Origin of the sequence: Pseudacidovorax sp. RU35E (genome assembly GCF_900156165.1) — a bacterium.
In the GTDB taxonomy this organism is placed as follows: Bacteria; Pseudomonadota; Gammaproteobacteria; order Burkholderiales; family Burkholderiaceae_C; genus Xenophilus.
The window spans coordinates 151478-174283 of record NZ_FTMY01000013.1 but is presented as its reverse complement, the minus strand read 5'-3'; the positions used below and the strand labels follow the sequence as shown (position 1 = coordinate 174283).

Genomic DNA, 22806 nt, shown 5'->3' with positions numbered 1-22806 from the left:
TCGCCCCGATCGCCATGGAAGAAGGTCTGCGCTTCGCCATCCGTGAAGGCGGCCGTACCGTCGGCGCCGGCGTCGTGGCCAAGATCATCGAGTAAGGATCGGACGCATCATGGCTACCAACAAGCAGAAGATCCGCATCCGCCTCAAGGCCTTCGACTACAAGCTGATCGACCAGTCGGCTGCCGAGATCGTCGACACCGCCAAGCGCACCGGCGCCATCGTCAAAGGCCCCGTGCCCCTGCCGACGCGCTTCAAGCGTTTCGACATCCTGCGTTCGCCGCACGTCAACAAGTCGAGCCGCGACCAGTTCGAAATCCGTACGCACCAGCGCCTGATGGACATCGTCGATCCCACGGACAAGACGGTGGACGCGCTGATGAAGCTGGACCTGCCGGCAGGCGTGGACGTCGAGATCAAGCTGCAGTAAGTCCTGCGCTTCCTCTGTCCCAAAGCCCGCGTGCCCCTGGCCGCGGGCTTTTTCGTTGGTGCGAAGCAGCGCGTAGGCAGCGACCCACCACGGTAGGTTGCATTGACAGCCGGCGCGGGCTAGAATCCGCGGTTCCGCAAAGTGCGGCGTTCTGTCATGGGCGCAGCGCCACGGAAATTCATCAACCCTTCTCTCGTATCCGCCGGCATTTCGCGGGCGTTCAACGTTGTCGCCAATTGCAGTGGCAGCGGCGGGAGTTTTGGAGAAAAACCATGAGTCAAAGCAACTCCCTCGGGTTGCTGGGCCGCAAGGTGGGCATGATGCGCCTCTTCACGGACGATGGCGATGCAGTGCCCGTCACCGTGGTGGACGTGTCCAACAACCGCGTGACCCAGGTCAAGACCCAAGAGAACGACGGCTACGTCGCTCTGCAGGTGACGTTCGGTGCCCGTCGTGCCTCGCGCGTGACGAAGCCCCAAGCCGGCCACCTGGCCAAGGCCGGCGTCGAAGCCGGTGAAATCATCCGCGAATTCCGCGTGACGGCCGAAGCGGCTGCGCAGCATCAGGCCGGTGGCGTGATTGCCGCCAACGCCGTGTTCGCAGCAGGCCAGAAGGTCGATGTGCAAGGCACCTCGATCGGCAAGGGCTTCGCCGGCACCATCAAGCGCCACAACTTCGCGTCGCAGCGTGCGTCGCACGGTAACAGCCGCTCCCACAACGTCCCGGGCTCCATCTCGATGGCCCAGGATCCGGGTCGCGTGTTCCCGGGCAAGAAGATGACCGGCCACATGGGCGACGAGACCGTCACCACCCAGAACCTGGACATCGTGCGCATCGACGAAGCCCGTCAGCTGCTGCTGATCAAGGGTGCCATCCCCGGTGCCAAGGGCGGCTTCGTGACCGTGCGTCCCGCCGTCAAGGCCAAGCCCCAGGCAGAAGGAGCGAAGTAATGGAACTCGAACTCCTGAATGAGCAGGGCCAGGCCGCGTCGAAGTACGATGCGCCCGAGACCGTGTTCGGTCGTGCTTACAACGAAGACCTGATCCATCAGATCGTCGTCGCCTACCAGGCCAACGCGCGTCAGGGCACTCGTGCCCAGAAGGACCGCGAGCAGGTCAAGCACTCCACCAAGAAGCCGTTCAAGCAAAAAGGCACGGGCCGCGCCCGCGCCGGTATGACCTCGTCGCCGCTGTGGCGTGGGGGCGGCCGGATCTTCCCGAACCTGCCTGACGAAAACTTCTCGCAGAAGATCAACAAGAAGATGTACCGCGCCGGCATGGCGTCCATCTTCTCGCAACTGGCCCGCGAAGGCCGCCTGGCCGTGGTCGAGTCGCTCAAGGTGGACTCGCCCAAGACCAAGCCGCTGGCTGCCAAGTTCAAGGCGATGAACCTCGAGTCCGTGCTCGTGATCGCCGAAGAAGTCGACGAGAACCTGTACCTCGCCTCGCGCAACCTGACCAACGTGCTGGTGGTCGAGCCGCGCTACGCCGATCCCGTGTCGCTCGTGCACTACAAGAAGGTGCTGGTGACCAAGGCGGCCGTCGACAAGCTCAAGGAGATGTTCGCATGAGCCGCATGAATCCCACCCCCGCGGAGCGCGAGTTCGACGAAGGCCGCCTGATGGCTGTGCTGGTCGCACCGATCGTCTCCGAGAAGGCCACGATGGTCGGCGAGAAGTCGAACGCCATCACCTTCAAGGTTCTTCAGGACGCCACCAAACCCGAGATCAAGGCCGCCGTCGAGCTGATGTTCAAGGTCGAGGTCAAGGGCGTGTCTGTCGCCAACATCAAGGGCAAGACCAAGCGCTTCGGCCGCTCGGTGGGCCGCCGCGACAACGTTCGCAAGGCCTACGTGACGCTCAAGCCCGGTCAGGAGCTCAACCTGGTTTCGGAGGCTGCGTAATCATGGCCGTCATCAAGCTCAAGCCGACTTCCCCGGGCCAACGCGGCGCGGTCAAGATCTCGCGCGACCACCTGCACAAGGGTGAAGGCTACGCGCCTCTGCTGGAACCCCAGTTCCAGAAGGCCGGCCGCAACAACAACGGCCACATCACCACCCGCCACAAGGGCGGTGGCCACCGTCACCACTACCGCGTGGTCGACTTCAAGCGCAACAAGGACGGCATTCCGGCCAAGGTCGAACGCGTCGAGTACGACCCGAACCGCTCCGCCCACATCGCGCTGGTGTGCTACGCCGACGGCGAGCGCCGCTACATCATCGCCCCGCGCGGTGTGGAAGCTGGTGCGACCCTGGTGAGTGGCTCGGAAGCCCCGATCCGCGCAGGCAACACCCTGCCGATCCGCAACATCCCCGTCGGTTCGACGATCCACTGCATCGAGTTGCAGCCGGGCAAGGGTGCGCAGATCGCACGTTCCGCTGGTGCTTCGGCCACGCTGCTGGCCCGCGAAGGCATCTACGCCCAGGTGCGGATGCGTTCGGGCGAAGTGCGCCGGATCCACATCGAGTGCCGCGCCACCATCGGTGAAGTGGCCAACGAAGAACACAGCCTGCGCCAGTACGGCAAGGCTGGTGCGACCCGCCATCGTGGTATTCGCCCGACCGTCCGCGGCGTGGTGATGAACCCGGTTGACCACCCGCACGGTGGTGGCGAAGGCAAGACGGGCGAAGGCCGCCATCCGGTCGACCCGTGGGGCAATCTGACCAAGGGTTACCGTACCCGCAACAACAAGCGCACGCAGGTCTTCATCGTGTCGCGTCGCAAGAAGTAAGGGGCAGCCATGACTCGCTCTCTCAAAAAAGGTCCCTTCGTCGACCATCACCTGATCGCCAAGGTCGAGAAGTCCATCGCGACCAAGGACAAGAAGCCGATCAAGACCTGGTCGCGCCGCTCGATGGTGCTGCCCGAGTTCATCGGTCTGACCATTGCCGTGCACAACGGCAAGCAGCACGTGCCCGTGTATGTGACCGACCAGATGGTCGGCCATAAGCTGGGCGAGTTCGCACTGACCCGCACGTTCAAGGGTCACCCGGCGGACAAGAAAGCCAAGAAGTAAGGAGCAGAGAACATGTCTGAAACACGTGCAGTTCTCCGCGGCGTGCGCCTGTCTGTGGACAAGGGCCGCCTCGTTGCCGATCTGATCCGCGGCAAGAAGGTCGATCAAGCGCTGAACATTCTGGAATTCACCCAGAAGAAGGCCGCCGTGATCGTCAAGAAGGTGCTCGAGTCGGCCATCGCCAACGCCGAGCACAACGACGGAGCCGACATCGACGAGCTCCGCGTCAAGACGATCTACGTCGAGCAGGGCGCCACGCTCAAGCGCTTCACCGCGCGCGCCAAGGGCCGCGGCAACCGCATCAGCAAGCCCACGTGCCATGTGTACGTGACCGTCGGCAACTAAGGTCTGGAAGAAACATGGGACAGAAAATCCACCCGACCGGCTTCCGCCTTGCGGTCAGCCGCAACTGGGCCAGCCGCTGGTACGCCAACAACCGCGACTTCGCGGGCATGCTGGCCGAGGACATCAAGGTTCGCGAGTACCTGAAGAAGAAGCTCAAGAACGCGTCCGTTTCGCGCGTGCTGATCGAGCGCCCCGCCAAGAACGCCCGCATCACCATCTTCTCGGCACGTCCGGGCGTGGTGATCGGCAAGAAGGGCGAGGACATCGAGAACCTGAAGCGCGATCTCGGCAAGCAGCTGGGCGTGCCGGTGGCCGTGAACATCGAAGAAGTGCGCAAGCCCGAAGTCGATGCTCAGCTGATCGCCGACTCGATCACGCAGCAGCTCGAGAAGCGCATCATGTTCCGCCGCGCCATGAAGCGTGCGATGCAGAACGCCATGCGTCTGGGCGCCCAGGGCATCAAGATCATGTCCGCCGGCCGCCTGAACGGCATTGAAATCGCTCGTACCGAGTGGTACCGCGAAGGCCGTGTGCCGCTGCACACCCTGCGCGCCGACATCGACTACGGCACCTCCGAAGCCAAGACCACCTACGGTGTGATCGGCGTGAAGGTCTGGGTCTACAAGGGCGACACCCTGGGCCGTAACGACGCGCCCTCGCTGGACAGCACGCCGCGCCCCGAGGGCGAAGAGCGTCGCGGTCCGCGTGGTCCGCGCCGTGATGGCCGTCCGGGCGGCAACGACCGCCGCGGTGGCCCGCGTGCCGGTGCCCGTGGTCCGATCGGTGGCAACACCGCCCCGGCCGACGGCAGCGACAAGCCCGCCGAAGCCGTGGACCCCAACAAGCCCGCCGTTAAGCGCGTCCGCAAAGCCGCGCCCGCTGCAGCAGCGGACGGCGCCAAGGCCGAATAAACCCGGCCCTGAGAAAGACGGAGAAATCTAATGCTGCAACCTGCACGCAGAAAGTTCCGCAAGGAACAAAAGGGCCGCAACACCGGCGTCGCCACCCGAGGCAACTCGGTGGCTTTCGGTGACTTCGGCCTGAAGTCTGTCGATCGCGGCCGCCTGACGGCGCGTCAGATCGAAGCCGCTCGCCGTGCCATCTCGCGCCATGTGAAGCGCGGTGGCCGTATCTGGATCCGCGTGTTCCCCGACAAGCCGATCTCGACCAAGCCCGCCGAAGTCCGGATGGGTAACGGCAAGGGCAACCCCGAGTACTACGTGGCCGAGATCCAGCCGGGCAAGGTCATCTACGAGATCGTCGGCGTGCCCGAAGAACTCGCTCGTGAAGCGTTCCGCCTGGCTGCAGCCAAGCTGCCGCTGCGCACGACCTTCGTTGCTCGCCAGCTTGGCGCCTGATAGGAGAACTCTCATGGCAACCAAGAAGAATGCAGCCAAGGTGTCCAAGGCCGCTACCCTGCGCGAGAAGGACGTCGCCGGCCTCCAGGCCGAAGTCAAGGATCTGCAGAAGGCCCATTTCGGCCTGCGCATGCAGAAGGCCACGCAACAGCTGTCCAATGTGGCCAGCCTGCGCGTGACCCGCCGCGACATCGCCCGAGCCAAGACCATCCTGGCGCAGAAGCAGGCTGCCGCTGCCGCCAAGTAAGGAGTGAACATGACGGAAGCCAAGCAATCCCTCAAGCGCACCCTGGTCGGCAAGGTCGTCAGCGACAAGCGCGAAAAGACCGTCACGGTGCTCGTCGAGCGCCGCGTCAAGCACCCGATCTACAACAAGATCATGATCAAGTCGAGCAAGTACCACGCGCACGACGAAGACGGCCAGTTCCACCTGGGCGACGTGATCGAGATCACCGAGTCGCGTCCGATCTCCAAGTCCAAGAACTGGGTCGCCACGCGTCTGGTCGAGAAGGCCGCCGCGGTCTGATCTCCACCACCCTCGCGGTGCAAGCAAAACGGCCCACAATGTGGGCCGTTTTTGTTTTTCATCAAACCTCAGAGGAGCTTCCATGATCAAGGTTGGCGACACCATCCCCGCTGTCACGCTGTACGAGTATTCGGAGGTCGAGGGTGAGGGCTGCAGCATCGGTCCGAACCCCGTGGATGTAGCCAAGGCCAGTGCCGGCAAGACCATCGCGCTGTTTGCGCTGCCGGGCGCCTTCACGCCCACCTGCTCGGCCAAGCATGTGCCGGGCTATGTGGAAGGTGCCGATTCCTTCAAGGATGCGGGCGTGGACGAGATCTGGTGCCTGAGCGTCAATGACGCCTTCGTGATGGGCGCATGGGCCCGCGACCAGAAGACCAACGGCAAGGTGCGCATGCTGGCCGACGGCAGCGCCGAATTCGCCAAGGCCACGGGCCTGACGCTGGACCTCACCGCACGTGGCATGGGCCTGCGCAGCAACCGCTATTCGATGCTGGTCAAGGACGGCAAGGTCGCCGCGCTCAACGTCGAAGCGCCGGGCAAGTTCGAGGTGAGCGATGCGGGCACGTTGCTGGGCCAGGCCAAGGGCTGAGCGCGGCGCAGCCCCGCTTTGCCTTGAAAGGGTCGGACGGTTCGTCCGGCCCTTTCTTTTTTGCCGTGCCACGTACCGTGGTCGCACCGGCGTCGACGTGGCGCAACCGGCGCATGGTGTCGGCCCCCGTGCAGGCGTCAGCCTGGGTGGGGGCAAGGCCCGCGCTCAGAGATCGACCTTGAGGTAGTGCGCCCCGGCGACGGGGTTGTGATAGTAGGGCGGGATGTCCGCGAAGCCCAGGTCGACGTAGAGCGCCCGGGCCGACTCCATGTCGTCCAGCGTGTCGAGCAGGACGCAGGAGTAGCCCGCTCGACGCGCGGCATCCAGCGTGGCCTCGACGAGCCGTCGCCCAAGCCCGAGGCCGCGGAAGGCCGGACGCACATACAGGCGTTTCATTTCGGCCGCGTTGGGATAGTCTGCGGCGTCCAACGGACGCAAGGCGCAGCAACCCGCCAGGCTGTGCAGGGTGTCCTTGCCCGATGCGGGGGGCGCCCACGCCAGCAGCAGGGCACCACGCGGCGCGACGTAATCGCCAGGGAGTGTGGCGAGTTCCGCCTCGAAATCCTGAAATCCCAGGTCGACGTTCAGCGAGGCGGCGTATTCGCGGAACAGCACCCGTGCGGCCTGCAACTGATCAGCGTCGTGTGCGTCACTCAGGTGGAGATCGGCTGGCGTCATCGGCATCCTCAGCCCTGCAGCCGGGAGACCCAGACGGACAGCCCGGCACACAGTGCGAAGAGCACGAGCCCCAGGAGGCGGCGACCGACGTCGTCGCGGCTCTGCGGCACGGCCTGCGGCGTCGCCAGCGCCTTGTCTCCGGTGACCATGGCGGGCACCAGGCGCTCGCGCTTCACCACCGCATAGAACGCGAGGGCCAGAACATGCAGGACGACCAGGGCGATCACCAGCCACTGTCCTGCGTTCTTGTGCCAGTCGGTCGCCCAACTGGACCAGGCACCGGGCACCCGCGATGCGAGGGGGCCGGTGAAGCTGATCGCGTCATCGCTCATCAACCCGGTGAACACCTGCAGCAGCAGCACCAGCAGCATGGCCAGCACCGACAGCGAGCCCAGCGGGTTGTGGCCGATGCGCTCGTGCGCGCCGGCACGGCCCCGAACATAGGCCATCACCGCGACCGGTCCGCGAAGGAAGGACCCGAACCGTGACCAATAGCCGCCCACGAAACCCCACACCAGGCGAAACAGCAGCAGCGCGAGCGTGGTGTAGCCAAGGCGGAAATGCCAGTCCATGGCGCCCGCCTTGGCGGTCACCACCAACGCGATCACGCAGACAGCCAGCGCCCAATGGAACAGGCGCGTGGGCAGGTCCCACACGCGAACGCGGGTGGTGGAGGCGGGAGATGCAGCGTGGGGAGCCATGGACGTGGAGCAAGGAGGGCATCGGACCGGGTCGTCCGCAGGGGCATCAGATTAACAAAAGCGCTTGGTCGACCGGATAGGCCGTCCGTCCAACGGCCATTGGTCGGTGCAGCGCGGACCCGGCCCTAAACTCGCGCGCACCGCCGGGGCCCTCGGCCGCGGTGGCCAACATTCAACAAGGACCTCCGATGATCCGATCCCTCCTTTCCGCGGCCGTCCTGGCCGTGTTTGCGTCCGCCGTTGCGGCGCAGCCCACCTTCGCCACGCCGCAGGATGCCATCAAGTACCGCCAAGCCACGCTGAAGGAAATGCAGCAGAACTTCAAGCGCGTCGCCGACATGGCCGGCGGTCGTGCCGACTTCGATGCCAAGGTGGCCGAAGCCAGCGCCACGCGCGCCGCCGAGCTGATCAAGATGCCCTGGGTCGGCTTCGGTCCAGGAACCGAAGGCGGCAAGGCCAGCCCTGCCATCTGGAAGGAGCAGGACAAGTTCAAGGCCGCCGCCAGCAAGGCCGAAGGCGAAGTGGCCAAGCTGGCCGTCGCCGCAAAGACGGGCAACCTGGACGCGATCAAGGCCGCCATCGGCCCGGCAGGCGCCTCGTGCAAGGCCTGCCACGATTCCTTCCGCGAGTGAGCGTGGCGGCCCGACCTGGGCCCGCCCCGTCATCTGCCGTCGTCGTCTGAGGCGACCTCGCGCAGGCAGCAAAAAGGCGTCCCGCGGGACGCCTTTGTCTTGGAGCGCGCAGCCCTGGTTCAGGCCTGCGCCAGCAGCTTCTCGATCAGCTGATGCAGCTCGGCGAAGTCGGGTTCACCCACATAGCGCTTGACGATCTCGCCGCGCTTGTTGACGAGGTAGGTGGTGGGCGTGAGCTTGACGTCGCCCCAGGCCTGGGCGATGGCCCCGGTGTTGTCGATGGCGACCTTGAAAGGCAGATTGCGCGTCTGCGCAAAGTTCACCACGTAGCTGGGCGGGTCGTAGTCCATGGCGACGGCGACGGTGTCGTAGCCCTGGCCCTTGTACTTCTCGTAGGTGGCGATCACACGGGGCATCTCGGCCACGCAGGTGGTGCAGCTCGTGGCCCAGAAGTTGACCAGCGTCACCTTGCCCTTGAAGTCGGCGGTCGATCGGGTGCTGCCGTCCAGCAGCACGAACTTGGAGCTGGGGGCCGGGCTCGTGCCGGCCTGCAGATAGACCGCGGTGCCCACGGCCGCAACGGCTGCCAGCGCAAGCGCATACAGTGCTTTTTTCATGACCGGGCCGCTCCCCGCATCGAAGCGGCCCCCGTGCGAGGCAGAGACCTCGCGCGGCAATGAGCAGGAAGAGCTGTTTTCATGGAGGCATCCTTCGATGAGGCGTCGGAATTCTAGTTCCGCAGGCGTGGCGGTGCTGGCAGCGCTGGCCGCCTGCAGTCCGGTGTTCAACTGGCGCGACGTGCCGCTGGGCGATGGTCTGCTGGCGCTGCTTCCCTGCAAGCCCGACCGCGCCCAGCGCGACGTCGACCTGGCAGGCCGGACCGTGAGCCTGGAGATGGCCGGTTGCGCCGCTGGAGACGCCACTTTCGCCGTCGCGCGGATGGACGGCGGAAGCTCGCCGGCCGAGGCCCAGCAACGCATGGAGGCCTGGCGTGCATCGGCCCGGGCGCCTTGGCGAGCCCGCGGCCAAGTGCAGGAGACGCCGGGACGGGTGCCTGGCGCCGCCCAGGTGCCTGCGAGCGTTGATCTCGTGGCCGACGGCGACACGGGCAGCTCCACCGGCGTCCAGCAGGCCAGCATGCGCTGGTTCGCGCGGGCCGACGGTGCCGGACGCTACACGCTCTACCAGGCCACCGTGCTCGGGCGTCCTTCGGACGCGCAGGCGCTCGAAACATTCTGGGAAGGCCTGCGCCTGCGTTGACTCCCGTGAACCGGCAAGCGCGCTATACGGTGCTGGACATCCCCGGCCGTGGACGGCGGGCCTCGGCCCATAATCGATGCCCCCGCCGCCCGCCGCCTGCATGAACAGCATCCTCCTCGTCGCCCACGCGCCCCTGGCTCACGCCTTGCGGCAGTGCGCCCTGCACGTCTTTCCCGATTGCGAGGGCGTGCTGGCCGCGCTCGACGTCCAGCCCAATGTGTCGCCCGAGGAGTCGTTGGGCGCGGCACGCATCCTGCTGGAACAGCAGTTCCATCGCGGCGGGGCGCGCTCCCAGGTGCTGGTGCTGGCCGACGTGTTCGGCGCCACGCCCTGCAATGTGGCGCAGCAGCTGGTGGACGGCGCCCGCTCGCGGCTGGTGGCGGGCGTCAATCTGCCGATGCTTCTGCGCGCGGTGACCTATCGTCACGAGCCGCTGGACGCGCAAGTGCAGCGCGCCATCGCCGGCGGCACGGCCGGCGTCATGCAGGTGGCTGTGGCCGCCCCCCTCAATCAGGTGAGACGTAAATACAGTGATCAAGACATCCGTGACCATCAGCAATAAGCTGGGCCTTCATGCACGTGCCTCCGCCAAGCTGACCAAGCTGGCGGGCAGCTTTCCCTGCGAGGTGTGGATTGCGCGCGGCGAGCGGCGTGTCAATGCCAAGAGCATCATGGGCGTGATGATGCTGGCCGCGGGATTGGGGGCCACGGTCGAGTTGGAGACGGATGGCGCCCAGGAGCAGGAGGCCATGGACGCCATCGTCGCCCTGATGAACGACAAGTTCGGCGAGGGCGAGTGAACGTGAAGCCCCCAGGCTCATCACGCCGCTGCGCGCCGTGTAACGCCACCCCCCGGGGGGGCTGGCCGCACTTGGGGCGGCCCGGCGTGCGGCCATGACGATCTCCATCCACGGTCTCAACGTCGCCCGGGGCATTGCCATCGGGCGGGCGGTGCTGGTGGTGTCGAGCCGGCTGGATGTGGCGCACTACTTCATCCAGCCGCAGGAAGTGGAGTCCGAACTCGGCCGCGTGCGGGCCGCACGGGATGCGGTTGCAGAGGAGCTGGAGCGCCTGCGCGCCAGCGTGTCCCAGCTCAAGCGCGACGAGGCCCCCCACGAGCTGGCCGGCCTGCTCGAGGTGCACCTGATGCTGCTGCAGGACGAGGCCCTGTCCGAAGGCGTGCGGCACTGGATCGTCGACCGGCTCTACAACGCCGAGTGGGCGCTGACCAGCCAGCTCGAGGTCGTGGCCCGCCAGTTCGACGAGATGGAGGACGAGTACCTGCGCGAGCGCAAGGCCGACCTGGAACAGGTGGTCGAACGCATCCTGCGGCAGATGAAGGGGACGGCTGCCGAGCTGGTTCCGTCGCCGCCGCCGCGCAAGACGCCCATTGCCGGCGACGACGAGGCCGATGGCTTCGACGCGCCGCTGGTGCTGATCGCGCACGACCTGTCGCCCGCCGACATGGTGCAGTTCAAGAAGAGCGTGTTCGCCGGCTTCGTCACCGACGTGGGTGGGCGCACCTCGCACACCGCCATCGTGGCGCGCAGCATGGACATCCCGGCGGTGGTGGGCGCGCGCGTGGCCAGCCAGCTGGTGCGACAGGACGACTGGGTCATCATCGATGGCGATGCCGGCGTGGTGATCGTCGATCCGTCGCCCATCATCCTGGCCGAGTACGGATTCAAGCAGCGCCAGGGCGAGCTCGAGCGCGAGCGCCTGTGGCGCCTGCGCCACCGGCCGGCCGTCACGCTCGACGGCGAGCGCATCGAACTGCTGGCCAACATCGAGATGCCCGAGGACGCGGCCGCCGCGGTCAAGGCCGGCGCGCAGGGCGTGGGCCTCTTCCGCAGCGAATTCCTTTTCATGGGCCGCGAGGCGCGCCACCTCACCCGCCTGCCGGACGAGCAAGAGCAGTACGAAGCCTACCGTCGCGCGGTCGAAGGCATGCAGGGCATGCCGGTCACCATCCGCACCATCGACATCGGCGCCGACAAGCCGCTCGATGGCAAGGCGCCGCGGCAGGAGTACCTCAATCCGGCGCTGGGCCTGCGGGCCATCCGCTGGAGCCTGTCCGAGCCGGCAATGTTCCTCGCGCAGCTGCGCGCGATCCTGCGGGCCGCTGCGCATGGCCCCGTGAACCTGCTGATCCCCATGCTGGCCCACGCGAGCGAGATCCGGCAGACGCTGGTCTTCATCGACAAGGCCCGCGCCGAGCTGAAGGCCCGCGGCGACACGGCCGGCCCGGTGCGCCTGGGCGCCATGATCGAGGTGCCCGCGGCGGCGCTTTCGCTGTCGATCTTCCTGAAGCACTTCGACTTCCTGTCCATCGGCACCAACGACCTGATCCAGTACACGCTGGCCATCGACCGGGCCGACGAAAGCGTGGCGCATCTTTACGACGCCAGCCATCCCGCCGTGCTGCGCCTCGTGGCGCAGACCATCGCCGAGGCGCGCAGGCTGGGCAAGGGGGTGAGCGTGTGCGGCGAGATGGCGGGCGACGTGCAGTTCACCCGGCTGCTGCTCGGCCTGGGGTTGCGCAGCTTCTCGATGCATCCCTCGCAGATCCTGACCGTCAAGCAGGAGGTGCTGCGCGCCGACGCCGGCAAGCTGGCCGACTGGGCGCGGCAGGTGGTCGACAGCGACGACCCGGGCGAACTGCTCGGCCGCTGAAAGAAAACGAAACACGGCGCGACGGCCGTGAAAAGACCGGGCGCGGACCGCCCGGCACCATGAAGGCTCTTTCAACAACCTCTTCGAAAGACCTCTCATGAACACCGTCCGCGCTGCCTTTCTCGCCGTCTCCGCCTTCGCCCTGCTGGGCACGGCCGCCCACGCCGAAACCTACGAAGGCGTCACTGCCCCCGTCTCCGCGATGACCCGCGACGCCGTGCGCGCCGAGGCCCGCGCCACGGCCGCCGCCCCCGACCAGAACGTGACCCGCGGCTCGCGCGGCCCCGAGACGGTGGCCGTGTCGCAGCCGCGTGCCCGCGTGGTGGCCGAAGCCGTCCGCACCGCCGCGGCGCCCGACCAGAACGTGAGCTCCGGCTCGCGCGTGAACAGCACGGTGATCTCCACGCTGCCCAACCCGGTCGACGTGCGCGCCCAGTCGGCCGCCGGCTCGCGTCTCTGAACGCCCCGCCGTACCTGTCCGAGCCACTCCAGGAGCCGTCATCATGAAGTTCCGTCCTCGCATCGCCCGTGGCCTGCTGGCCCTTTTCGGCGGCACGCTGCTGCTGGGTTCGCTCACCGCCTGCGCTGGCCGACACGGCTGGCACGAGGCCGGGCCCGACAGCGGCGCCATGCGCGCCCACATGGTCGAGCGCATCGGCCGCAAGCTGGAGCTGGACGCCGACCAGCGCCAGCGCCTCGACACCCTCGCGGCCAGGCTGCAGGGCCAACGCCAGGCCATGCGCGGCGACACCACCGATGCGCGTGCACCGTGGCGCGCCCTGTTCGCCGGCCCCACCTTCGACCAGGCCGCCGCGACGCGTCTGGTCGAGGAGAAGACCGCGGCGGTGCGCAGCGGCAGCCCCGAGGTGATCGCCGCGCTGGCGGACTTCTACGACCACCTGCGGCCGGCGCAGCAGCAGCAGGTGCGCGACTTCATCGAGCGCCGCGGCGGTCGCTGGTCGCGCCATGGCTGAGGACCTGCGGGCCAGGCGGGCAGGCTGGACCACCATGGCGGCCGGCGCCGGTGTCGAGGCGGCGCCTGTGCAGGCCGACCGCGTCCGGTCCGCAGCAGGCCGGCATGGCGTGCATGGCGCGGACGCCGCCGGCGCCGTCCACGGCGGCGTGCGCCTGCTGCTTCGTGCCGAGGGCGCCGCGCTGCTGCTGTTCGCCGTGTTGGCTTATGCCCAGATGGCGCCGGGCCAGTGGGGCCGCTTCGCCGCGCTCCTGCTGCTGCCCGACCTGGCGATGCTGGGCTACCTGGCCGGCCCGGCCATCGGCGCGCGGGCCTACAACGCGGCCCACAGCGTGATCAGCCCGGTGCTGCTGGCCGGCGCAGGCTTCGCCACGCCCGCCCAGGCCACGCTGCTCTGGTCGCTGGCGGCGATCTGGCTGGCGCACATCGGTCTCGACCGCCTGCTCGGCTACGGCCTCAAGTACGGGCGCGGCTTCGGCCACTCGCACCTGGGCCGCCTGGGGCCGCGCGACCCATGGTGATGGCCGCCAGCGCAGCGCACGCCGTGGCGCTGCGCGCCACGCCCCCTCGGCACAATCCCGACATGTCCACCGACGCGCCCCGCATCCTGCTGATCGACGACGACGTGCACCTGGGGCCGCCGCTGGCGAGCTACTTCGCCCGCTTCGGCTGCACGCTCGACTGCGCGCTGCGCCCCAGCGAGGGCCTCGCCAGGCTGCGCAGCCACGACTACGACGCCGCCATCCTCGACGTCATGCTGCCCGAGATGGACGGCTTCGCCCTGTGCCGGCAGATCCGCGCCGACAGCGACATCCCCATCGTCATGCTCACCGCCCGCGGCGACGTGATGGACCGTGTGGTCGGCCTGGAGCTGGGCGCGGACGACTACCTGCCCAAGCCCTTCGAGCCGCGCGAGCTGGTGGCGCGCGTGCAGACCATCCTGCGCCGCCAGCGCGTGCGCGCCGCCGCGGCACCGGCGTCCGCGCAGCGCCATGACTTCGACGGCCTGGCCATCGATCTCGACCGCCGAGAGGTCATCCGCCACGGCGAGCGGCTGGAGCTGACGGGCACCGAGTTCGAACTGCTGGCCCTGCTCGCCTCCGAGCCCGGCAAGGTCTTCAGCCGGGACGACATCCTCAACCGGCTGCGCGGCCACGAGGCCGACCTCTTCACCCGCGCTGTGGACATCGTCGTCAGCCGCCTGCGCCGCAAGCTGGAGCCGCTGGACTGCATCAAGACGCTGCGCAACGCGGGCTACACCCTGGCCGTCGGCCGCGTGGGCGAGGAGGCGGGTTCGACCCTGAGCCACCTCCCCGTTCGCCCCGAGCGTGTCGCAAGGCAGAGCGGCGCGCAAGCCCCCGCCGACGCGCCGCCCGGTGCGGCCCCATGACTTCCACCCGTCCCGCCCCGGCCGATCCCGCCTGCGACGGCCTCGTGCCGCGCCGCTTCCAGCGCCGCCGCCGCTGGCGCCAGCGCTGGAGCCATTCGCTGCGCCTGCGGCTGGTCACGCTCTTCGTGGTGCTGGCGCTGGCCATGACGGCCGTCTTCATCGGCGGATTTCGCGCTGCCTTCGGCAGCACGGGCTGGCGCGCGGTCGCACAGCCGCTGCTCAGCGACTACATGGGCCGCGTGGTCGACGAGATCGGCAGCCCGCCCAGCGTGGAGAAGGCGCGCGAGCTGGCCGCGCGGCTGCCCATCTCGCTGCGCATCAGCGGGCCGGTGGTCAACTGGGCCTCCGATCCCGAAGACGAGCGCCATCGCCGCCGCGACTGGTTCACCCCGCGCGTGCCCACCGGCCCTGGCGAAGACCCCTGGTACGTGCGCCGCACCGCCGATGGCCACCGCGTCACCTTCGGCTGGAGCCCGCGGCTGATGCAGCAGGCCAACGACGGCTTCGACTGGGTGATGGTGGCGCTGGTCGTCGGCCTCATCCTGCTGGCCTATGGCGTGGTCCACAAGCTGCTGCGGCCGCTGGAGGACATCCGCGCCGGGGCGCAGCGCTTCGGCCGCGGCGACTTTTCCCGGCCCATTCCCCTGCGACGCCGCGACGAGCTGGGTGAGCTGGCACAGCACATCAACACCGTGGCCGACGACATCAAGCGCATGCTCGACGCCAAGCGCGCACTGCTGCTGGCCGTCAGCCACGAGCTGCGCTCGCCGCTGACCCGCGCCCGGCTCAATGCCGAGCTGCTGCCCGAGACACCCGAAGGCGCCGCCGAGCGCGCCGCCCTGCTGCGCGACTTGAACGAGATGCGCGACCTGATCAGCGACCTGCTCGAAGGCGAGCGGCTGTCCAGTCCGCACGCCGCCCTGCAGCGCGAGCCGGTGGACCTGCCGGCCCTGGCGCGCGAGGTGATCCAGGAGCTGGCTGCACGTGGCCTGCCCATGGCCGAGGCGGTGTCGGTGGAGGTCGCCCCCGACCTGCCGGCCCTGGTGCTGGACCGGGCCCGTGTGCGGCTGCTGCTGCGCAACCTGCTGGCCAATGCGCTGCACCATGGTGCCGGACCGCAGCCGCCACGGCTGTCGCTGCATCGCGCGCCCACGGCGCCGGACGCGCCCGACGGCGTCTGCATCGAGGTGCGCGACTTCGGTCCCGGCGTGCCGGCGGACCAGCTCGAACGCCTGGCCGAGCCCTTCTACCGCCCCGACAGTGCACGCGCGCGCGGTGCCGGTGGTGGGGGCGTGGGCCTGGGCATGTACCTGTGCCGGCTGGTGGCGCAGGCCCACGGCGGACGGCTGGACCTGCGGCTGGAGAACCCGGGCCTGGTGGTGACGGCGCTGCTGCGCTGAGACCGCATCCGCCTGTCGCCTGCGCAACCAGCCGCCGCACGGCCCCTGGCTAGCATGCCCGCGACCGTCCGATCGGACCCGACGACATCGCACCAGGAGACACCCGAATGACCGCCACCCCCGCCACCCCCGCCAACCGCCAGTTCCGCCTGGCCCGCCGCCCGCAGGGCGCCGCCACGCGCGAGGACTTCGACTTCGTCGCCGACGCTCCCATTCCCGCGGTGGAAGAAGGCGGCGTGCTGGTGCGCACCGAACTGCTGTCGCTCGACCCTGCCATGCGCGGCTGGATGAACGAGGGGCGCAGCTACATCCCGCCCGTGGGCATCGGCGAGGTGATGCGCGCTGGCGGCATCGGCCGCATCGTGGCCTCGCGCAACCCCGGCTTCGCCGAGGGCGACGCGGTGTCCGGCCTGCTGGGCATCCAGGACTTCGCCGCCTTCGGCCATGCGCAGATCCAGCGCGGCGACGTCCGCCGCATCGACCTCGCCGCCGGCACGCCCGGCCAGTGGCTCAATGTGCTGGGCATGCCCGGCATGACGGCCTACTTCGGCCTGCTCGACGTGGGCCTGGCCAAGGCGGGCGACACCGTCGTCGTCTCGGGTGCCGCTGGTGCGGTGGGCCAGACGGTCGGCCAGCTCGCCAAGATCAAGGGCTGCCGCACCGTCGGCATCGCCGGCGGCCCGGCCAAGTGCGACTGGGTGGTCAAGGAGCTGGGCTTCGACGCCTGCATCGACTACAAGGCCGGCCCGCAGGCGGTGCGCGAAGGCCTCAAGCAGCATGCGCCGCGCGGGGTGGACGTGTACTTCGACAACGTCGGCGGCGACATCCTCGACACCGTGCTCGCCAAGCTGGCACCCAAGGCCCGCATCGTCATCTGCGGCGCCATCAGCCAGTACAACAACGCCAACAGCGCCCCCACCGCCGGCCCGCGCAACTACCTCAGCCTGCTGGTCAACCGCGCCCGCATGGAAGGCATGGTGGTGTTCGACTATGCCGACCGCTACCCCCAGGCCATCGCGGAACTGGCGGGCTATTTGAAGGACGGCCGCATGAAGAGCCGCGAGGACGTGGTCGACGGGCTCGAGAACTTTCCGGAGGCGCTGGCCAAGCTCTTCTCGGGCGGCAACTTCGGCAAGCTGGTGCTGAAGGTGGCCTGACGGCCTGCCCTCCGGCCTCCGGGTGCATCATGCCGTCATGATCCACCGCGAACGCATGACGGCCCGCCTGGACGGCGAGTTCGCCGTCTTCCTCATCGGAGCCCGTTTCAACCGCCCGTGGGCAGTGCACAAATGGCTACCTGTCGCCCGGGCCATGCCGCGCATGCTGCGCGAGCTCTATGCGCAACCCGAATTGGGCCTGCTCAGCCACGAGATGTGGTTCTCTCGCACGCTGGTGATGGTGCAGTACTGGCGCAGCATGGACGCGCTGCTGGCCTATGCCAAGGCCCGCGACTCGGCCCACCTGCCGGCCTGGCAGCAGTTCAACCGCGCGGTGGGCACCGACGGCAGTGTCGGCATCTGGCATGAGAGCTATGTGGTGCGGCCCGGCGCGTACGAGAACGTCTACGTCAACATGCCCGCCTTCGGCCTGGGCCGCGCGGGCTCGCTGGTGCCGGCCGCCGGCCCGATGCGTTCCGCCGCGGGCCGTCTGGGCGCCGATGCCACCCACGAACCGATGGCCACGAAGACTGCGGATTGAGTCGGGTGCCGAGTCGGTCTCGTGGCCGTCAGCTTGTGTTCCGAGAATCGGGCGCTTCATCCCGCCGTGACGCCCGCCCATCGCTTTGACGATGCCTAGGTCGGCGGCAATGCGCCTCGCATCTCGGAACAACCTGCTGCTTTCCCCATGACCGCCCTCCAAGTCGCCATCCTGGCCCTCATCCAGGGTGCCGCCGAACTGCTCCCCGTTTCCAGCTCCGCCCACGTCATCACCGCGGAGAAGCTCATGGGACTCGATCCGACCACGCCCGAGATGACGCTGCTGCTGGTCATGCTCCACACCGGCACGATGTTCGCGGTGATCGTCTACTTCTGGCGCAGCTGGAAGAAGGCGTACTTCAGCTCCTGGAGCGCATTCAGCCAGAACGCGACGGGCGTGGTGCTGGCCACGATCTGCACGGGCGTCGTCGGCCTCGGGCTGCAGTTCGCCATCAAGCACTGGGTGCTGGCCTCCGATCCGCAGTTCGAGATCGAACACCTGTTCGGCAACTCGCGCCTCATGGCCGCGGCACTGGCTGCGGCGGGCGTGCTGATCATCACGGCCTCCTTCATCCCCGAGCGGACCAGCCTGCGTGTCGGCGGCCCTTCGGCGATGCTCATCGGCGCCGTGCAGGGGCTGTGCCTGCCCTTCCGCGGCTTCTCCCGCTCGGGCGCCACCATCTCCACCGCCATGGCGGTCGGCATCGAGCGGCGCAAGGCCGAGGAATTCAGCTTCGCCCTGGCCGTCGTGCTGACGCCGGCGGTCATCGTGAAGGAGGCGCACCGGCTGCTCACCGCCTCGGGCACCGGCCATGCGATGGCCGTGCAGGACCTCGGGCGCGTGCTGGCGCCCAGCGCATTCGGCATGGTGCTCAGCTTCCTCGCAGGCCTGGCGGCGCTGCGCTGGCTGTCGTCCTGGCTGGAGTCGGGGCGCTGGTACCTGTTCGGCGCCTATTGCCTCGTGGCCTCGGCCTTCGTGCTCTGGTTGGGATGAGCTGAAAGCGCCTACGGCGTGGCGGCTGATCAGGGACTCAGCCCTGACCCTGGCTCGTCGGCCGCCACGCCCGCTCGAAAGGGAGGCGCCACGCATGCGGCGCGATCAGCTGGTGCACCGGCTTCGGGCCCCATGAGCCGGGCTGGTAGAGCCGCACCGGCGGCGGTGCCTCCAGCAGCGGCTGCGACACCTCCCACAGCCGCTCGATGCCCTCGGCGGTGGTGAACAGCGTGCGGTCGCCGCGCATGGCGTCCAGGATCAGCCGCTCATACGCTTCCAGCACCTCATGCACGTAGCCGGTGTCGTTCATGGCGAACTGCAGGCTCAGCTTGTCCAGCCGCATGCCCGGGCCGGGGCGCTTGCCGTAGAACGACAGCGACATCTTCGACGCGTCGGCCAGGTCGAAAGTCAGGTGGTCGGGCCCCTGCGAGCCCACGCCGCTGCCGGCCGGGAACATGCTCTTGGGCGGCTCGCGGAAGGCGATGGAGATCACCCGCTGCCCCTCGGCCAGCCGCTTGCCAGTGCGCAGGTAGAAGGGCACGCCGGCCCAGCGCCAGTTGTCGATGTGGCACTTGAGGGCGACGAAGGTCTCGGTGTCGGAGTCCGGGTCCACACCTTCCTCCTGCCGGTAGCCCGCGTACTGGCCGCGCACCACGTCCTGCGGCGGGATCGGCAGCATGCTGCGGAAGACCTTGTTCTTCTCCTCGCTGATGGGCGCGGGCTCCAGCGAGGTGGGCGGCTCCATGGCGACGAAGCCCAGGATCTGGAACAGGTGCGTGACCACCATGTCCTTGTACGCGCCGGTCTGCTCGTAGAAGGCGCTGCGCTTGCCCAGGCCCAGCGTCTCGGGCACGTCGATCTGCACGTGGTTGATGAAGGTGCGGTTCCAGATCGGCTCGAACAGGCCGTTGGCGAAACGGAAGGCCAGGATGTTCTGCGCCGCCTCCTTGCCCAGGAAATGGTCGATGCGGAAGATCTGCTCTTCCTCGAACACCTCGTGCAGCCTGGCATTCAGGTCGCGCGCGCTGGCCAGGTCGGTGCCGAAGGGCTTTTCCATGACGATGCGCGCGCGCTCGACCAGACCGGCCTCGCCCAGCGTGCGCACCACCGGCAGCGCGGCCTTGGGCGGCACGCTGAGGTAATGGAGGCGGCGGGACTCGGTGCCCAGTTCGGCCTCGGCCCGGGCCACGGCCTCGGCCAGCGCCGGTGCCCCTGCCGACAGCGGCACGTAGTCCAGCGTGGCGGCGAAGGCCTCCCAGGCGGCCTCTTCGACCTTGCGGCTGCCGAACTCGTCCAGCGCGGCACGCGCGAAGCGGCGGAAGCCCTCGGCGTCCATGTCGTCCAGCGAGCAGCCGACGATGCGCCAGGCGGGGATGAAGCCGGCGCTGCACAGGTGGAAAAGCCCCGGCAGCAGCTTGCGCCGTGCCAGGTCGCCGGTGGCGCCGACCAGCACCACCACCTGGGGAAAGCGTGGGCCCACGCCGGGTTGGATCTTGGCCATGAACGATGTCCTCTCTTCTGGAATGTGCGGGTGTGACAGCGGGCGGATGCTTGGATTGTTCTCGTCAAGGCAGGCAGGGCAGGCCACGTGCCTGACGTCCAGGACCCATAGCGAATTCGGTGCCAGCAAGCCGCCACACGGGGACCTGGCACGCACCCGGGCCGACATGCTGGCGTCCGGCGCGACATTCTTCACGGATTGCGCCTGCCCGGCGCGCTCGGGTTCAGCGCGCGCGGGCGCCCATCACCGCCGCCGACACGATCATCGCCGCCGCCAGCGCGATGCCGCTTGTCAGCGGCCGGCCGGTGACCAGCAGCAACAGCGTGGTCGAGAGCAGCGGCGTCAGGTAGCTCAGGATGCCGATCTGCCGGGCGTCACCCGTCTTGAGCGCCCGGTCCCAGAAGAAGAAGGCTGCGCCCAGCGGACCCAGCCCGCACAGCGCCACCAGCGACCAGTCGCGCGCCGACAGGCTGACCGCCGGCTCCAGCAGCACATGGCAGGCCAGGGCCAGCAGCCCCGAGACCAGCCCGAAGGCGCCGATGGCCGAGGTGGGAAAGGCCGGCACGCGCTTCGTCCACAGCGAGTAGCTCGCCCAGATGAAGGCCGAGCCCAGCGCCGGCACGAAGCCCCAGGCGAAGCCGTTAGTGCCCGCGGTGCCGCGGGCGCCCAGGATCGCCACCGCCGCGCCGGCAAAGCCCAGCAGCGCCGCCACCACATGCAAGGGCCTGAGCGACGTGCCCGGCAGCAGCACCGGCGCCAGCACCACCATGCCCAGCGGCCAGAGGTAGTTGACCAGGTTGGCCTCCACCGGCGGCGCATGGCGCAGTGCGATGAACAGCAGGAAGTGGAAGCCGAAGAGCCCGTAGACGCCCAGCGCCAGCGTGCGCGGCGGCACCGCCCAGGCCCGCCGGTCGCGCAGCACCAGCGGCCAGCTCGGCAGGCTGCCGATGATCAAGGCGGCGCCGGTGAGCAGGAAGGGCGGCACATGCGCGAGCGCGGTGCCCAGCGAGGCCAGTGAGGCCCACAGCGCGATGGCGGCCAGGGCATGCAGGGTGGAGGCGGAGAAAAGGCGCATCCGCCGAGCTTAGGCGGGCGCATCGTCGCGCGCCGCCGGTCCCTCGTCGCGCGGCTGCGATCTGGCAGCCGCCTCGGGCGGTGGGCCGCACGGGAGCGAAAGCTGCACCGGCGATCTCACCTTGTCAGGCACGCCCCGGCAGCATGCGGCGCAGGGTGTTGTCGCGCAGCACATGGTGGTGCACCAGCGCCGCGGCCGTGTGGGCACCGACCAGCCCGTAGCCCACGGTGGCGCCTGCCTCGTGCACCTCCTTGATCAGGTGCGCGAAATTGGGCGCCGGTGGCAGCGGCGAGGGCAGCGGCAGGCCGAAGAAGGCCACCGCCGTGCCCTTGGCCGCCAGCGAGAGCCAGCCCAGCAGCGGCATCGCCAGCATCAGCGCGTAGAGCGCAACCTTCATCCAGTGGGCGAGGCGCTCCTGCCAGACGGCCGGCACTGGCACGATGGCCGTGCGGGGCTGCCGCGCCACCAGCGCGAGGCGCAGGCACGCCAGCGGCAGCACGAGCAGCCCCAGGCTGTAGTGGAGTCCGCGCAGCAGGGTGCGCGGCTCGCTGCCGCGTGGGAAGTTGTCGGAGGCCAGCATGCAGCCGTAGACGGCGACGATGAGCAGGGCCATGCCCCAGTGCAGGGCGATGGCGGAAGGGGCGTAGCGGGCGCGGGCGATGGCGGCGGCGGGCATGGGCAATGCATCGTGGAAGCTGGCCTTGCGGCCTGGAGGTCCGATGCGGATCGCGGTTGCAGACCGGACGACATCGGTGTGGACGGGGGCGATGGTCCCTCCGCCGCATTGAGCCAGCCTTAAGAAGGTGCGCGGCGTCTGGCGCGGGCCGTCAGGGAGCGGAGCCGGTCTCGCGCCGCAGCGCCGCCGTCAATGCGGACGGCGAGCGGTAGCCCGTGCGGCGCGCCGTCTCGGCCACGGCCAGACCCTGCGCGCGCAGGCGGCGCGCTTCCGCCAGGCGCAGGGCGCGCAACCAGGCCAGCGGGCTCAGGCCGCGCTCGTCGCGGCAGCGCTGGGCGAACTGGCTGGGGCTGAGGCAGGCGCGCGCGGCCAGCTCTTCGACGGCGAGGGGCCGATGCCAGTGGGCGGCCGCCCAGGCCGACAAGGTTGCCCAATCGATGGGGCGGCCGCGGGGCGCGCTTTGGTGCGGTGCCGCGTGCCCTTTCCAGGCTTCACACAGCAGCAGTGGCGCCTGGGCCAGCGCCAGCGCGGGTGCCTCGCGCTGTGCCAGGCACAGACCCAGGTAGTGGGCCAGGGCCGCGGCCTGCGGCCCCTGCGCCGCTTGGCCTGCATGCCGTGTCCAGGCCGCGTCGCGCGTGTCCAGCACGAGGCAGCGGCTGGCGTTCGCCTCGGCCTCGAAGTCATGCCGGTCGCCGGGCGCCACGACGAAGCCCTGGCCGGCCGCCAGGCGCCGTCCCCGGCCTTCCACCTCCAGCGCCAGCACACCCTGCAGCGCCACCAGCACCTGGAAGTGGTCGTGCGCATGGCTGCCGCGCGACGGGCCGTAGTCGCGCAGCGAAAGGGCGGCGGGTGCGGGGACGATGGCGGCAGTCATGGCCCGATTGTCCAGGCCGCGAG

At 68.9% G+C, this 22806-nt stretch carries 32 protein-coding genes and 1 pseudogene; 26 read left to right on the top strand and 7 right to left on the bottom strand.

From position 1 onward, the window contains the following. The 13 genes and pseudogenes from BXA03_RS21660 to BXA03_RS21600 all read left to right on the top strand — a co-directional run. Positions 1-95 (top strand): annotated as a pseudogene (locus BXA03_RS21660) (elongation factor Tu); the annotation flags it as partial. A 14-nt stretch (positions 96-109) separates the two neighbouring features. Further along, positions 110-427, top strand: a complete 318-nt coding sequence (gene rpsJ, locus BXA03_RS21655; protein ID WP_017759508.1) for a 30S ribosomal protein S10 — start codon at positions 110-112, stop codon at positions 425-427. A gap of 272 nt (positions 428-699) precedes the next feature. Next, entirely contained in the window at positions 700-1377 is a 678-nt protein-coding gene (rplC, locus tag BXA03_RS21650) for a 50S ribosomal protein L3 (protein WP_043118345.1), read from the top strand. Beyond that, positions 1377-1997 (top strand): 50S ribosomal protein L4, encoded by a 621-nt coding sequence (gene rplD / locus BXA03_RS21645; RefSeq protein WP_076511239.1) that lies wholly within the window; start codon positions 1377-1379, stop codon positions 1995-1997. The genes rplC and rplD overlap by 1 nt, the downstream gene beginning before the upstream one ends. Before the next feature lie 5 nt (positions 1998-2002). Continuing rightward, a complete protein-coding gene (gene rplW / locus BXA03_RS21640) occupies positions 2003-2329 on the top strand; it encodes a 50S ribosomal protein L23 (protein WP_193758146.1) in 327 nt (108 codons plus the stop codon). Between the two features lie 2 nt (positions 2330-2331). Beyond that, on the top strand, positions 2332-3156 hold the full coding sequence (rplB, locus tag BXA03_RS21635) for a 50S ribosomal protein L2 (protein WP_058643272.1): 825 nt from the start codon (positions 2332-2334) through the stop codon (positions 3154-3156). A gap of 9 nt (positions 3157-3165) precedes the next feature. Further along, complete coding sequence (rpsS, locus tag BXA03_RS21630; protein ID WP_076511238.1) at positions 3166-3441, top strand: 30S ribosomal protein S19; 276 nt, start codon at positions 3166-3168, stop codon at positions 3439-3441. 12 nt (positions 3442-3453) lie between these two features. Further along, on the top strand, positions 3454-3786 hold the full coding sequence (gene rplV / locus BXA03_RS21625) for a 50S ribosomal protein L22 (RefSeq protein ID WP_017758382.1): 333 nt from the start codon (positions 3454-3456) through the stop codon (positions 3784-3786). A gap of 14 nt (positions 3787-3800) precedes the next feature. Further along, positions 3801-4697 (top strand): 30S ribosomal protein S3, encoded by an 897-nt coding sequence (gene rpsC / locus BXA03_RS21620; RefSeq protein ID WP_017758383.1) that lies wholly within the window; start codon positions 3801-3803, stop codon positions 4695-4697. A 30-nt stretch (positions 4698-4727) separates the two neighbouring features. After that, on the top strand, positions 4728-5144 hold the full coding sequence (gene rplP / locus BXA03_RS21615; protein ID WP_017758384.1) for a 50S ribosomal protein L16: 417 nt from the start codon (positions 4728-4730) through the stop codon (positions 5142-5144). 40 nt (positions 5145-5184) lie between these two features. Continuing rightward, positions 5185-5391 (top strand): 50S ribosomal protein L29, encoded by a 207-nt coding sequence (gene rpmC, locus BXA03_RS21610; protein ID WP_058643278.1) that lies wholly within the window; start codon positions 5185-5187, stop codon positions 5389-5391. A 9-nt stretch (positions 5392-5400) separates the two neighbouring features. After that, on the top strand, positions 5401-5670 hold the full coding sequence (rpsQ, locus tag BXA03_RS21605; RefSeq protein WP_076511237.1) for a 30S ribosomal protein S17: 270 nt from the start codon (positions 5401-5403) through the stop codon (positions 5668-5670). Between the two features lie 82 nt (positions 5671-5752). Continuing rightward, positions 5753-6259, top strand: a complete 507-nt coding sequence (locus tag BXA03_RS21600; RefSeq protein WP_076511236.1) for a peroxiredoxin — start codon at positions 5753-5755, stop codon at positions 6257-6259. A gap of 165 nt (positions 6260-6424) precedes the next feature. Here BXA03_RS21600 and BXA03_RS21595 read toward each other — a convergent pair whose 3' ends face one another. Together BXA03_RS21595 and BXA03_RS21590 are read right to left on the bottom strand one after the other, a co-directional pair. Then, positions 6425-6937, bottom strand: coding sequence for a GNAT family N-acetyltransferase (locus BXA03_RS21595; RefSeq protein ID WP_076511268.1), 513 nt, complete (start codon positions 6935-6937; stop codon positions 6425-6427). A gap of 8 nt (positions 6938-6945) precedes the next feature. Continuing rightward, positions 6946-7638 (bottom strand): cytochrome b/b6 domain-containing protein, encoded by a 693-nt coding sequence (locus tag BXA03_RS21590; RefSeq protein WP_076511235.1) that lies wholly within the window; start codon positions 7636-7638, stop codon positions 6946-6948. A 188-nt stretch (positions 7639-7826) separates the two neighbouring features. On the opposite strand from BXA03_RS21590, the gene BXA03_RS21585 reads away from it, so the two are divergent. Beyond that, entirely contained in the window at positions 7827-8270 is a 444-nt protein-coding gene (locus BXA03_RS21585; RefSeq protein WP_076511234.1) for a c-type cytochrome, read from the top strand. Positions 8271-8389: 119 nt separating this feature from the next. Here BXA03_RS21585 and BXA03_RS21580 read toward each other — a convergent pair whose 3' ends face one another. Then, entirely contained in the window at positions 8390-8887 is a 498-nt protein-coding gene (locus tag BXA03_RS21580) for a TlpA disulfide reductase family protein (protein WP_076511233.1), read from the bottom strand. A 97-nt stretch (positions 8888-8984) separates the two neighbouring features. Here BXA03_RS21580 and BXA03_RS21575 point away from each other — a divergent pair, with 97 nt between their 5' ends. From BXA03_RS21575 to BXA03_RS21520, 12 genes are all read left to right on the top strand, one after another. After that, positions 8985-9530 carry a hypothetical protein gene (locus BXA03_RS21575; RefSeq protein ID WP_076511232.1) on the top strand — a complete coding sequence of 182 codons (546 nt, stop codon included), beginning with the start codon at positions 8985-8987 and terminating at the stop codon, positions 9528-9530. Between the two features lie 100 nt (positions 9531-9630). Then, complete coding sequence (locus BXA03_RS21570) at positions 9631-10092, top strand: PTS sugar transporter subunit IIA (RefSeq protein WP_076511267.1); 462 nt, start codon at positions 9631-9633, stop codon at positions 10090-10092. Further along, a complete protein-coding gene (locus BXA03_RS21565; protein ID WP_076511231.1) occupies positions 10061-10330 on the top strand; it encodes an HPr family phosphocarrier protein in 270 nt (89 codons plus the stop codon). Before BXA03_RS21570 ends, BXA03_RS21565 begins: the two co-directional genes overlap by 32 nt. Before the next feature lie 94 nt (positions 10331-10424). Then, entirely contained in the window at positions 10425-12203 is a 1779-nt protein-coding gene (ptsP, locus tag BXA03_RS21560; protein WP_076511230.1) for a phosphoenolpyruvate--protein phosphotransferase, read from the top strand. Positions 12204-12300: 97 nt separating this feature from the next. Continuing rightward, a complete protein-coding gene (locus BXA03_RS21555; RefSeq protein ID WP_076511229.1) occupies positions 12301-12663 on the top strand; it encodes a DUF4148 domain-containing protein in 363 nt (120 codons plus the stop codon). 43 nt (positions 12664-12706) lie between these two features. After that, positions 12707-13177: a Spy/CpxP family protein refolding chaperone gene (locus BXA03_RS21550; protein WP_076511228.1), complete on the top strand. Its 471-nt coding sequence runs from the start codon at positions 12707-12709 to the stop codon at positions 13175-13177. Beyond that, positions 13170-13697 carry a DUF4260 family protein gene (locus BXA03_RS21545; RefSeq protein WP_234983790.1) on the top strand — a complete coding sequence of 176 codons (528 nt, stop codon included), beginning with the start codon at positions 13170-13172 and terminating at the stop codon, positions 13695-13697. The genes BXA03_RS21550 and BXA03_RS21545 overlap by 8 nt, the downstream gene beginning before the upstream one ends. 62 nt (positions 13698-13759) lie before the next feature. Continuing rightward, positions 13760-14566 carry a response regulator transcription factor gene (locus tag BXA03_RS21540; protein WP_234983789.1) on the top strand — a complete coding sequence of 269 codons (807 nt, stop codon included), beginning with the start codon at positions 13760-13762 and terminating at the stop codon, positions 14564-14566. Next, positions 14563-15966 (top strand): sensor histidine kinase, encoded by a 1404-nt coding sequence (locus tag BXA03_RS21535; RefSeq protein WP_083716236.1) that lies wholly within the window; start codon positions 14563-14565, stop codon positions 15964-15966. The genes BXA03_RS21540 and BXA03_RS21535 overlap by 4 nt, the downstream gene beginning before the upstream one ends. Before the next feature lie 107 nt (positions 15967-16073). Further along, positions 16074-17123, top strand: a complete 1050-nt coding sequence (locus BXA03_RS21530) for an NADP-dependent oxidoreductase (protein WP_076511227.1) — start codon at positions 16074-16076, stop codon at positions 17121-17123. 37 nt (positions 17124-17160) lie between these two features. Beyond that, entirely contained in the window at positions 17161-17664 is a 504-nt protein-coding gene (locus BXA03_RS21525) for a DUF4188 domain-containing protein (protein ID WP_076511264.1), read from the top strand. Positions 17665-17811: 147 nt separating this feature from the next. Next, positions 17812-18657, top strand: coding sequence for an undecaprenyl-diphosphate phosphatase (locus BXA03_RS21520; RefSeq protein ID WP_076511226.1), 846 nt, complete (start codon positions 17812-17814; stop codon positions 18655-18657). Positions 18658-18694: 37 nt separating this feature from the next. Here BXA03_RS21520 and zwf read toward each other — a convergent pair whose 3' ends face one another. From zwf to BXA03_RS21500, 4 genes are all read right to left on the bottom strand, one after another. After that, positions 18695-20158 (bottom strand): glucose-6-phosphate dehydrogenase, encoded by a 1464-nt coding sequence (gene zwf / locus BXA03_RS21515; RefSeq protein ID WP_076511225.1) that lies wholly within the window; start codon positions 20156-20158, stop codon positions 18695-18697. 223 nt (positions 20159-20381) lie between these two features. Further along, positions 20382-21233, bottom strand: a complete 852-nt coding sequence (locus BXA03_RS21510; RefSeq protein ID WP_076511224.1) for a DMT family transporter — start codon at positions 21231-21233, stop codon at positions 20382-20384. Positions 21234-21357: 124 nt separating this feature from the next. After that, a complete protein-coding gene (locus tag BXA03_RS21505; RefSeq protein ID WP_076511223.1) occupies positions 21358-21909 on the bottom strand; it encodes a cytochrome b in 552 nt (183 codons plus the stop codon). Positions 21910-22060: 151 nt separating this feature from the next. Further along, a complete protein-coding gene (locus BXA03_RS21500) occupies positions 22061-22783 on the bottom strand; it encodes a helix-turn-helix domain-containing protein (RefSeq protein ID WP_076511222.1) in 723 nt (240 codons plus the stop codon). Positions 22784-22806 lie beyond the last annotated feature (23 nt).

Coding starts and splice junctions, on each gene's coding strand:
- ptsP (WP_076511230.1), top strand. CDS start 10,425: ATGACGATCTCCATCCACGGTCTCAACGTCGCCCGGGGCATTGCCATC.
- BXA03_RS21540 (WP_234983789.1), top strand. CDS start 13,760: ATGTCCACCGACGCGCCCCGCATCCTGCTGATCGACGACGACGTGCAC.
- rplC (WP_043118345.1), top strand. CDS start 700: ATGAGTCAAAGCAACTCCCTCGGGTTGCTGGGCCGCAAGGTGGGCATG.
- rplW (WP_193758146.1), top strand. CDS start 2,003: ATGAATCCCACCCCCGCGGAGCGCGAGTTCGACGAAGGCCGCCTGATG.
- rpsS (WP_076511238.1), top strand. CDS start 3,166: ATGACTCGCTCTCTCAAAAAAGGTCCCTTCGTCGACCATCACCTGATC.
- BXA03_RS21545 (WP_234983790.1), top strand. CDS start 13,170: ATGGCTGAGGACCTGCGGGCCAGGCGGGCAGGCTGGACCACCATGGCG.
- rpsJ (WP_017759508.1), top strand. CDS start 110: ATGGCTACCAACAAGCAGAAGATCCGCATCCGCCTCAAGGCCTTCGAC.
- rplP (WP_017758384.1), top strand. CDS start 4,728: ATGCTGCAACCTGCACGCAGAAAGTTCCGCAAGGAACAAAAGGGCCGC.
- rplD (WP_076511239.1), top strand. CDS start 1,377: ATGGAACTCGAACTCCTGAATGAGCAGGGCCAGGCCGCGTCGAAGTAC.
- BXA03_RS21600 (WP_076511236.1), top strand. CDS start 5,753: ATGATCAAGGTTGGCGACACCATCCCCGCTGTCACGCTGTACGAGTAT.
- BXA03_RS21570 (WP_076511267.1), top strand. CDS start 9,631: ATGAACAGCATCCTCCTCGTCGCCCACGCGCCCCTGGCTCACGCCTTG.
- BXA03_RS21525 (WP_076511264.1), top strand. CDS start 17,161: ATGATCCACCGCGAACGCATGACGGCCCGCCTGGACGGCGAGTTCGCC.
- rplV (WP_017758382.1), top strand. CDS start 3,454: ATGTCTGAAACACGTGCAGTTCTCCGCGGCGTGCGCCTGTCTGTGGAC.
- zwf (WP_076511225.1), bottom strand. CDS start 20,158: ATGGCCAAGATCCAACCCGGCGTGGGCCCACGCTTTCCCCAGGTGGTG.
- BXA03_RS21555 (WP_076511229.1), top strand. CDS start 12,301: ATGAACACCGTCCGCGCTGCCTTTCTCGCCGTCTCCGCCTTCGCCCTG.
- rpsC (WP_017758383.1), top strand. CDS start 3,801: ATGGGACAGAAAATCCACCCGACCGGCTTCCGCCTTGCGGTCAGCCGC.
- BXA03_RS21520 (WP_076511226.1), top strand. CDS start 17,812: ATGACCGCCCTCCAAGTCGCCATCCTGGCCCTCATCCAGGGTGCCGCC.
- BXA03_RS21530 (WP_076511227.1), top strand. CDS start 16,074: ATGACCGCCACCCCCGCCACCCCCGCCAACCGCCAGTTCCGCCTGGCC.
- BXA03_RS21580 (WP_076511233.1), bottom strand. CDS start 8,887: ATGAAAAAAGCACTGTATGCGCTTGCGCTGGCAGCCGTTGCGGCCGTG.
- rpsQ (WP_076511237.1), top strand. CDS start 5,401: ATGACGGAAGCCAAGCAATCCCTCAAGCGCACCCTGGTCGGCAAGGTC.
- BXA03_RS21595 (WP_076511268.1), bottom strand. CDS start 6,937: ATGACGCCAGCCGATCTCCACCTGAGTGACGCACACGACGCTGATCAG.
- rplB (WP_058643272.1), top strand. CDS start 2,332: ATGGCCGTCATCAAGCTCAAGCCGACTTCCCCGGGCCAACGCGGCGCG.
- BXA03_RS21500 (WP_076511222.1), bottom strand. CDS start 22,783: ATGACTGCCGCCATCGTCCCCGCACCCGCCGCCCTTTCGCTGCGCGAC.
- BXA03_RS21550 (WP_076511228.1), top strand. CDS start 12,707: ATGAAGTTCCGTCCTCGCATCGCCCGTGGCCTGCTGGCCCTTTTCGGC.
- BXA03_RS21510 (WP_076511224.1), bottom strand. CDS start 21,233: ATGCGCCTTTTCTCCGCCTCCACCCTGCATGCCCTGGCCGCCATCGCG.
- BXA03_RS21505 (WP_076511223.1), bottom strand. CDS start 21,909: ATGCCCGCCGCCGCCATCGCCCGCGCCCGCTACGCCCCTTCCGCCATC.
- BXA03_RS21590 (WP_076511235.1), bottom strand. CDS start 7,638: ATGGCTCCCCACGCTGCATCTCCCGCCTCCACCACCCGCGTTCGCGTG.
- BXA03_RS21585 (WP_076511234.1), top strand. CDS start 7,827: ATGATCCGATCCCTCCTTTCCGCGGCCGTCCTGGCCGTGTTTGCGTCC.
- BXA03_RS21535 (WP_083716236.1), top strand. CDS start 14,563: ATGACTTCCACCCGTCCCGCCCCGGCCGATCCCGCCTGCGACGGCCTC.
- BXA03_RS21575 (WP_076511232.1), top strand. CDS start 8,985: ATGAGGCGTCGGAATTCTAGTTCCGCAGGCGTGGCGGTGCTGGCAGCG.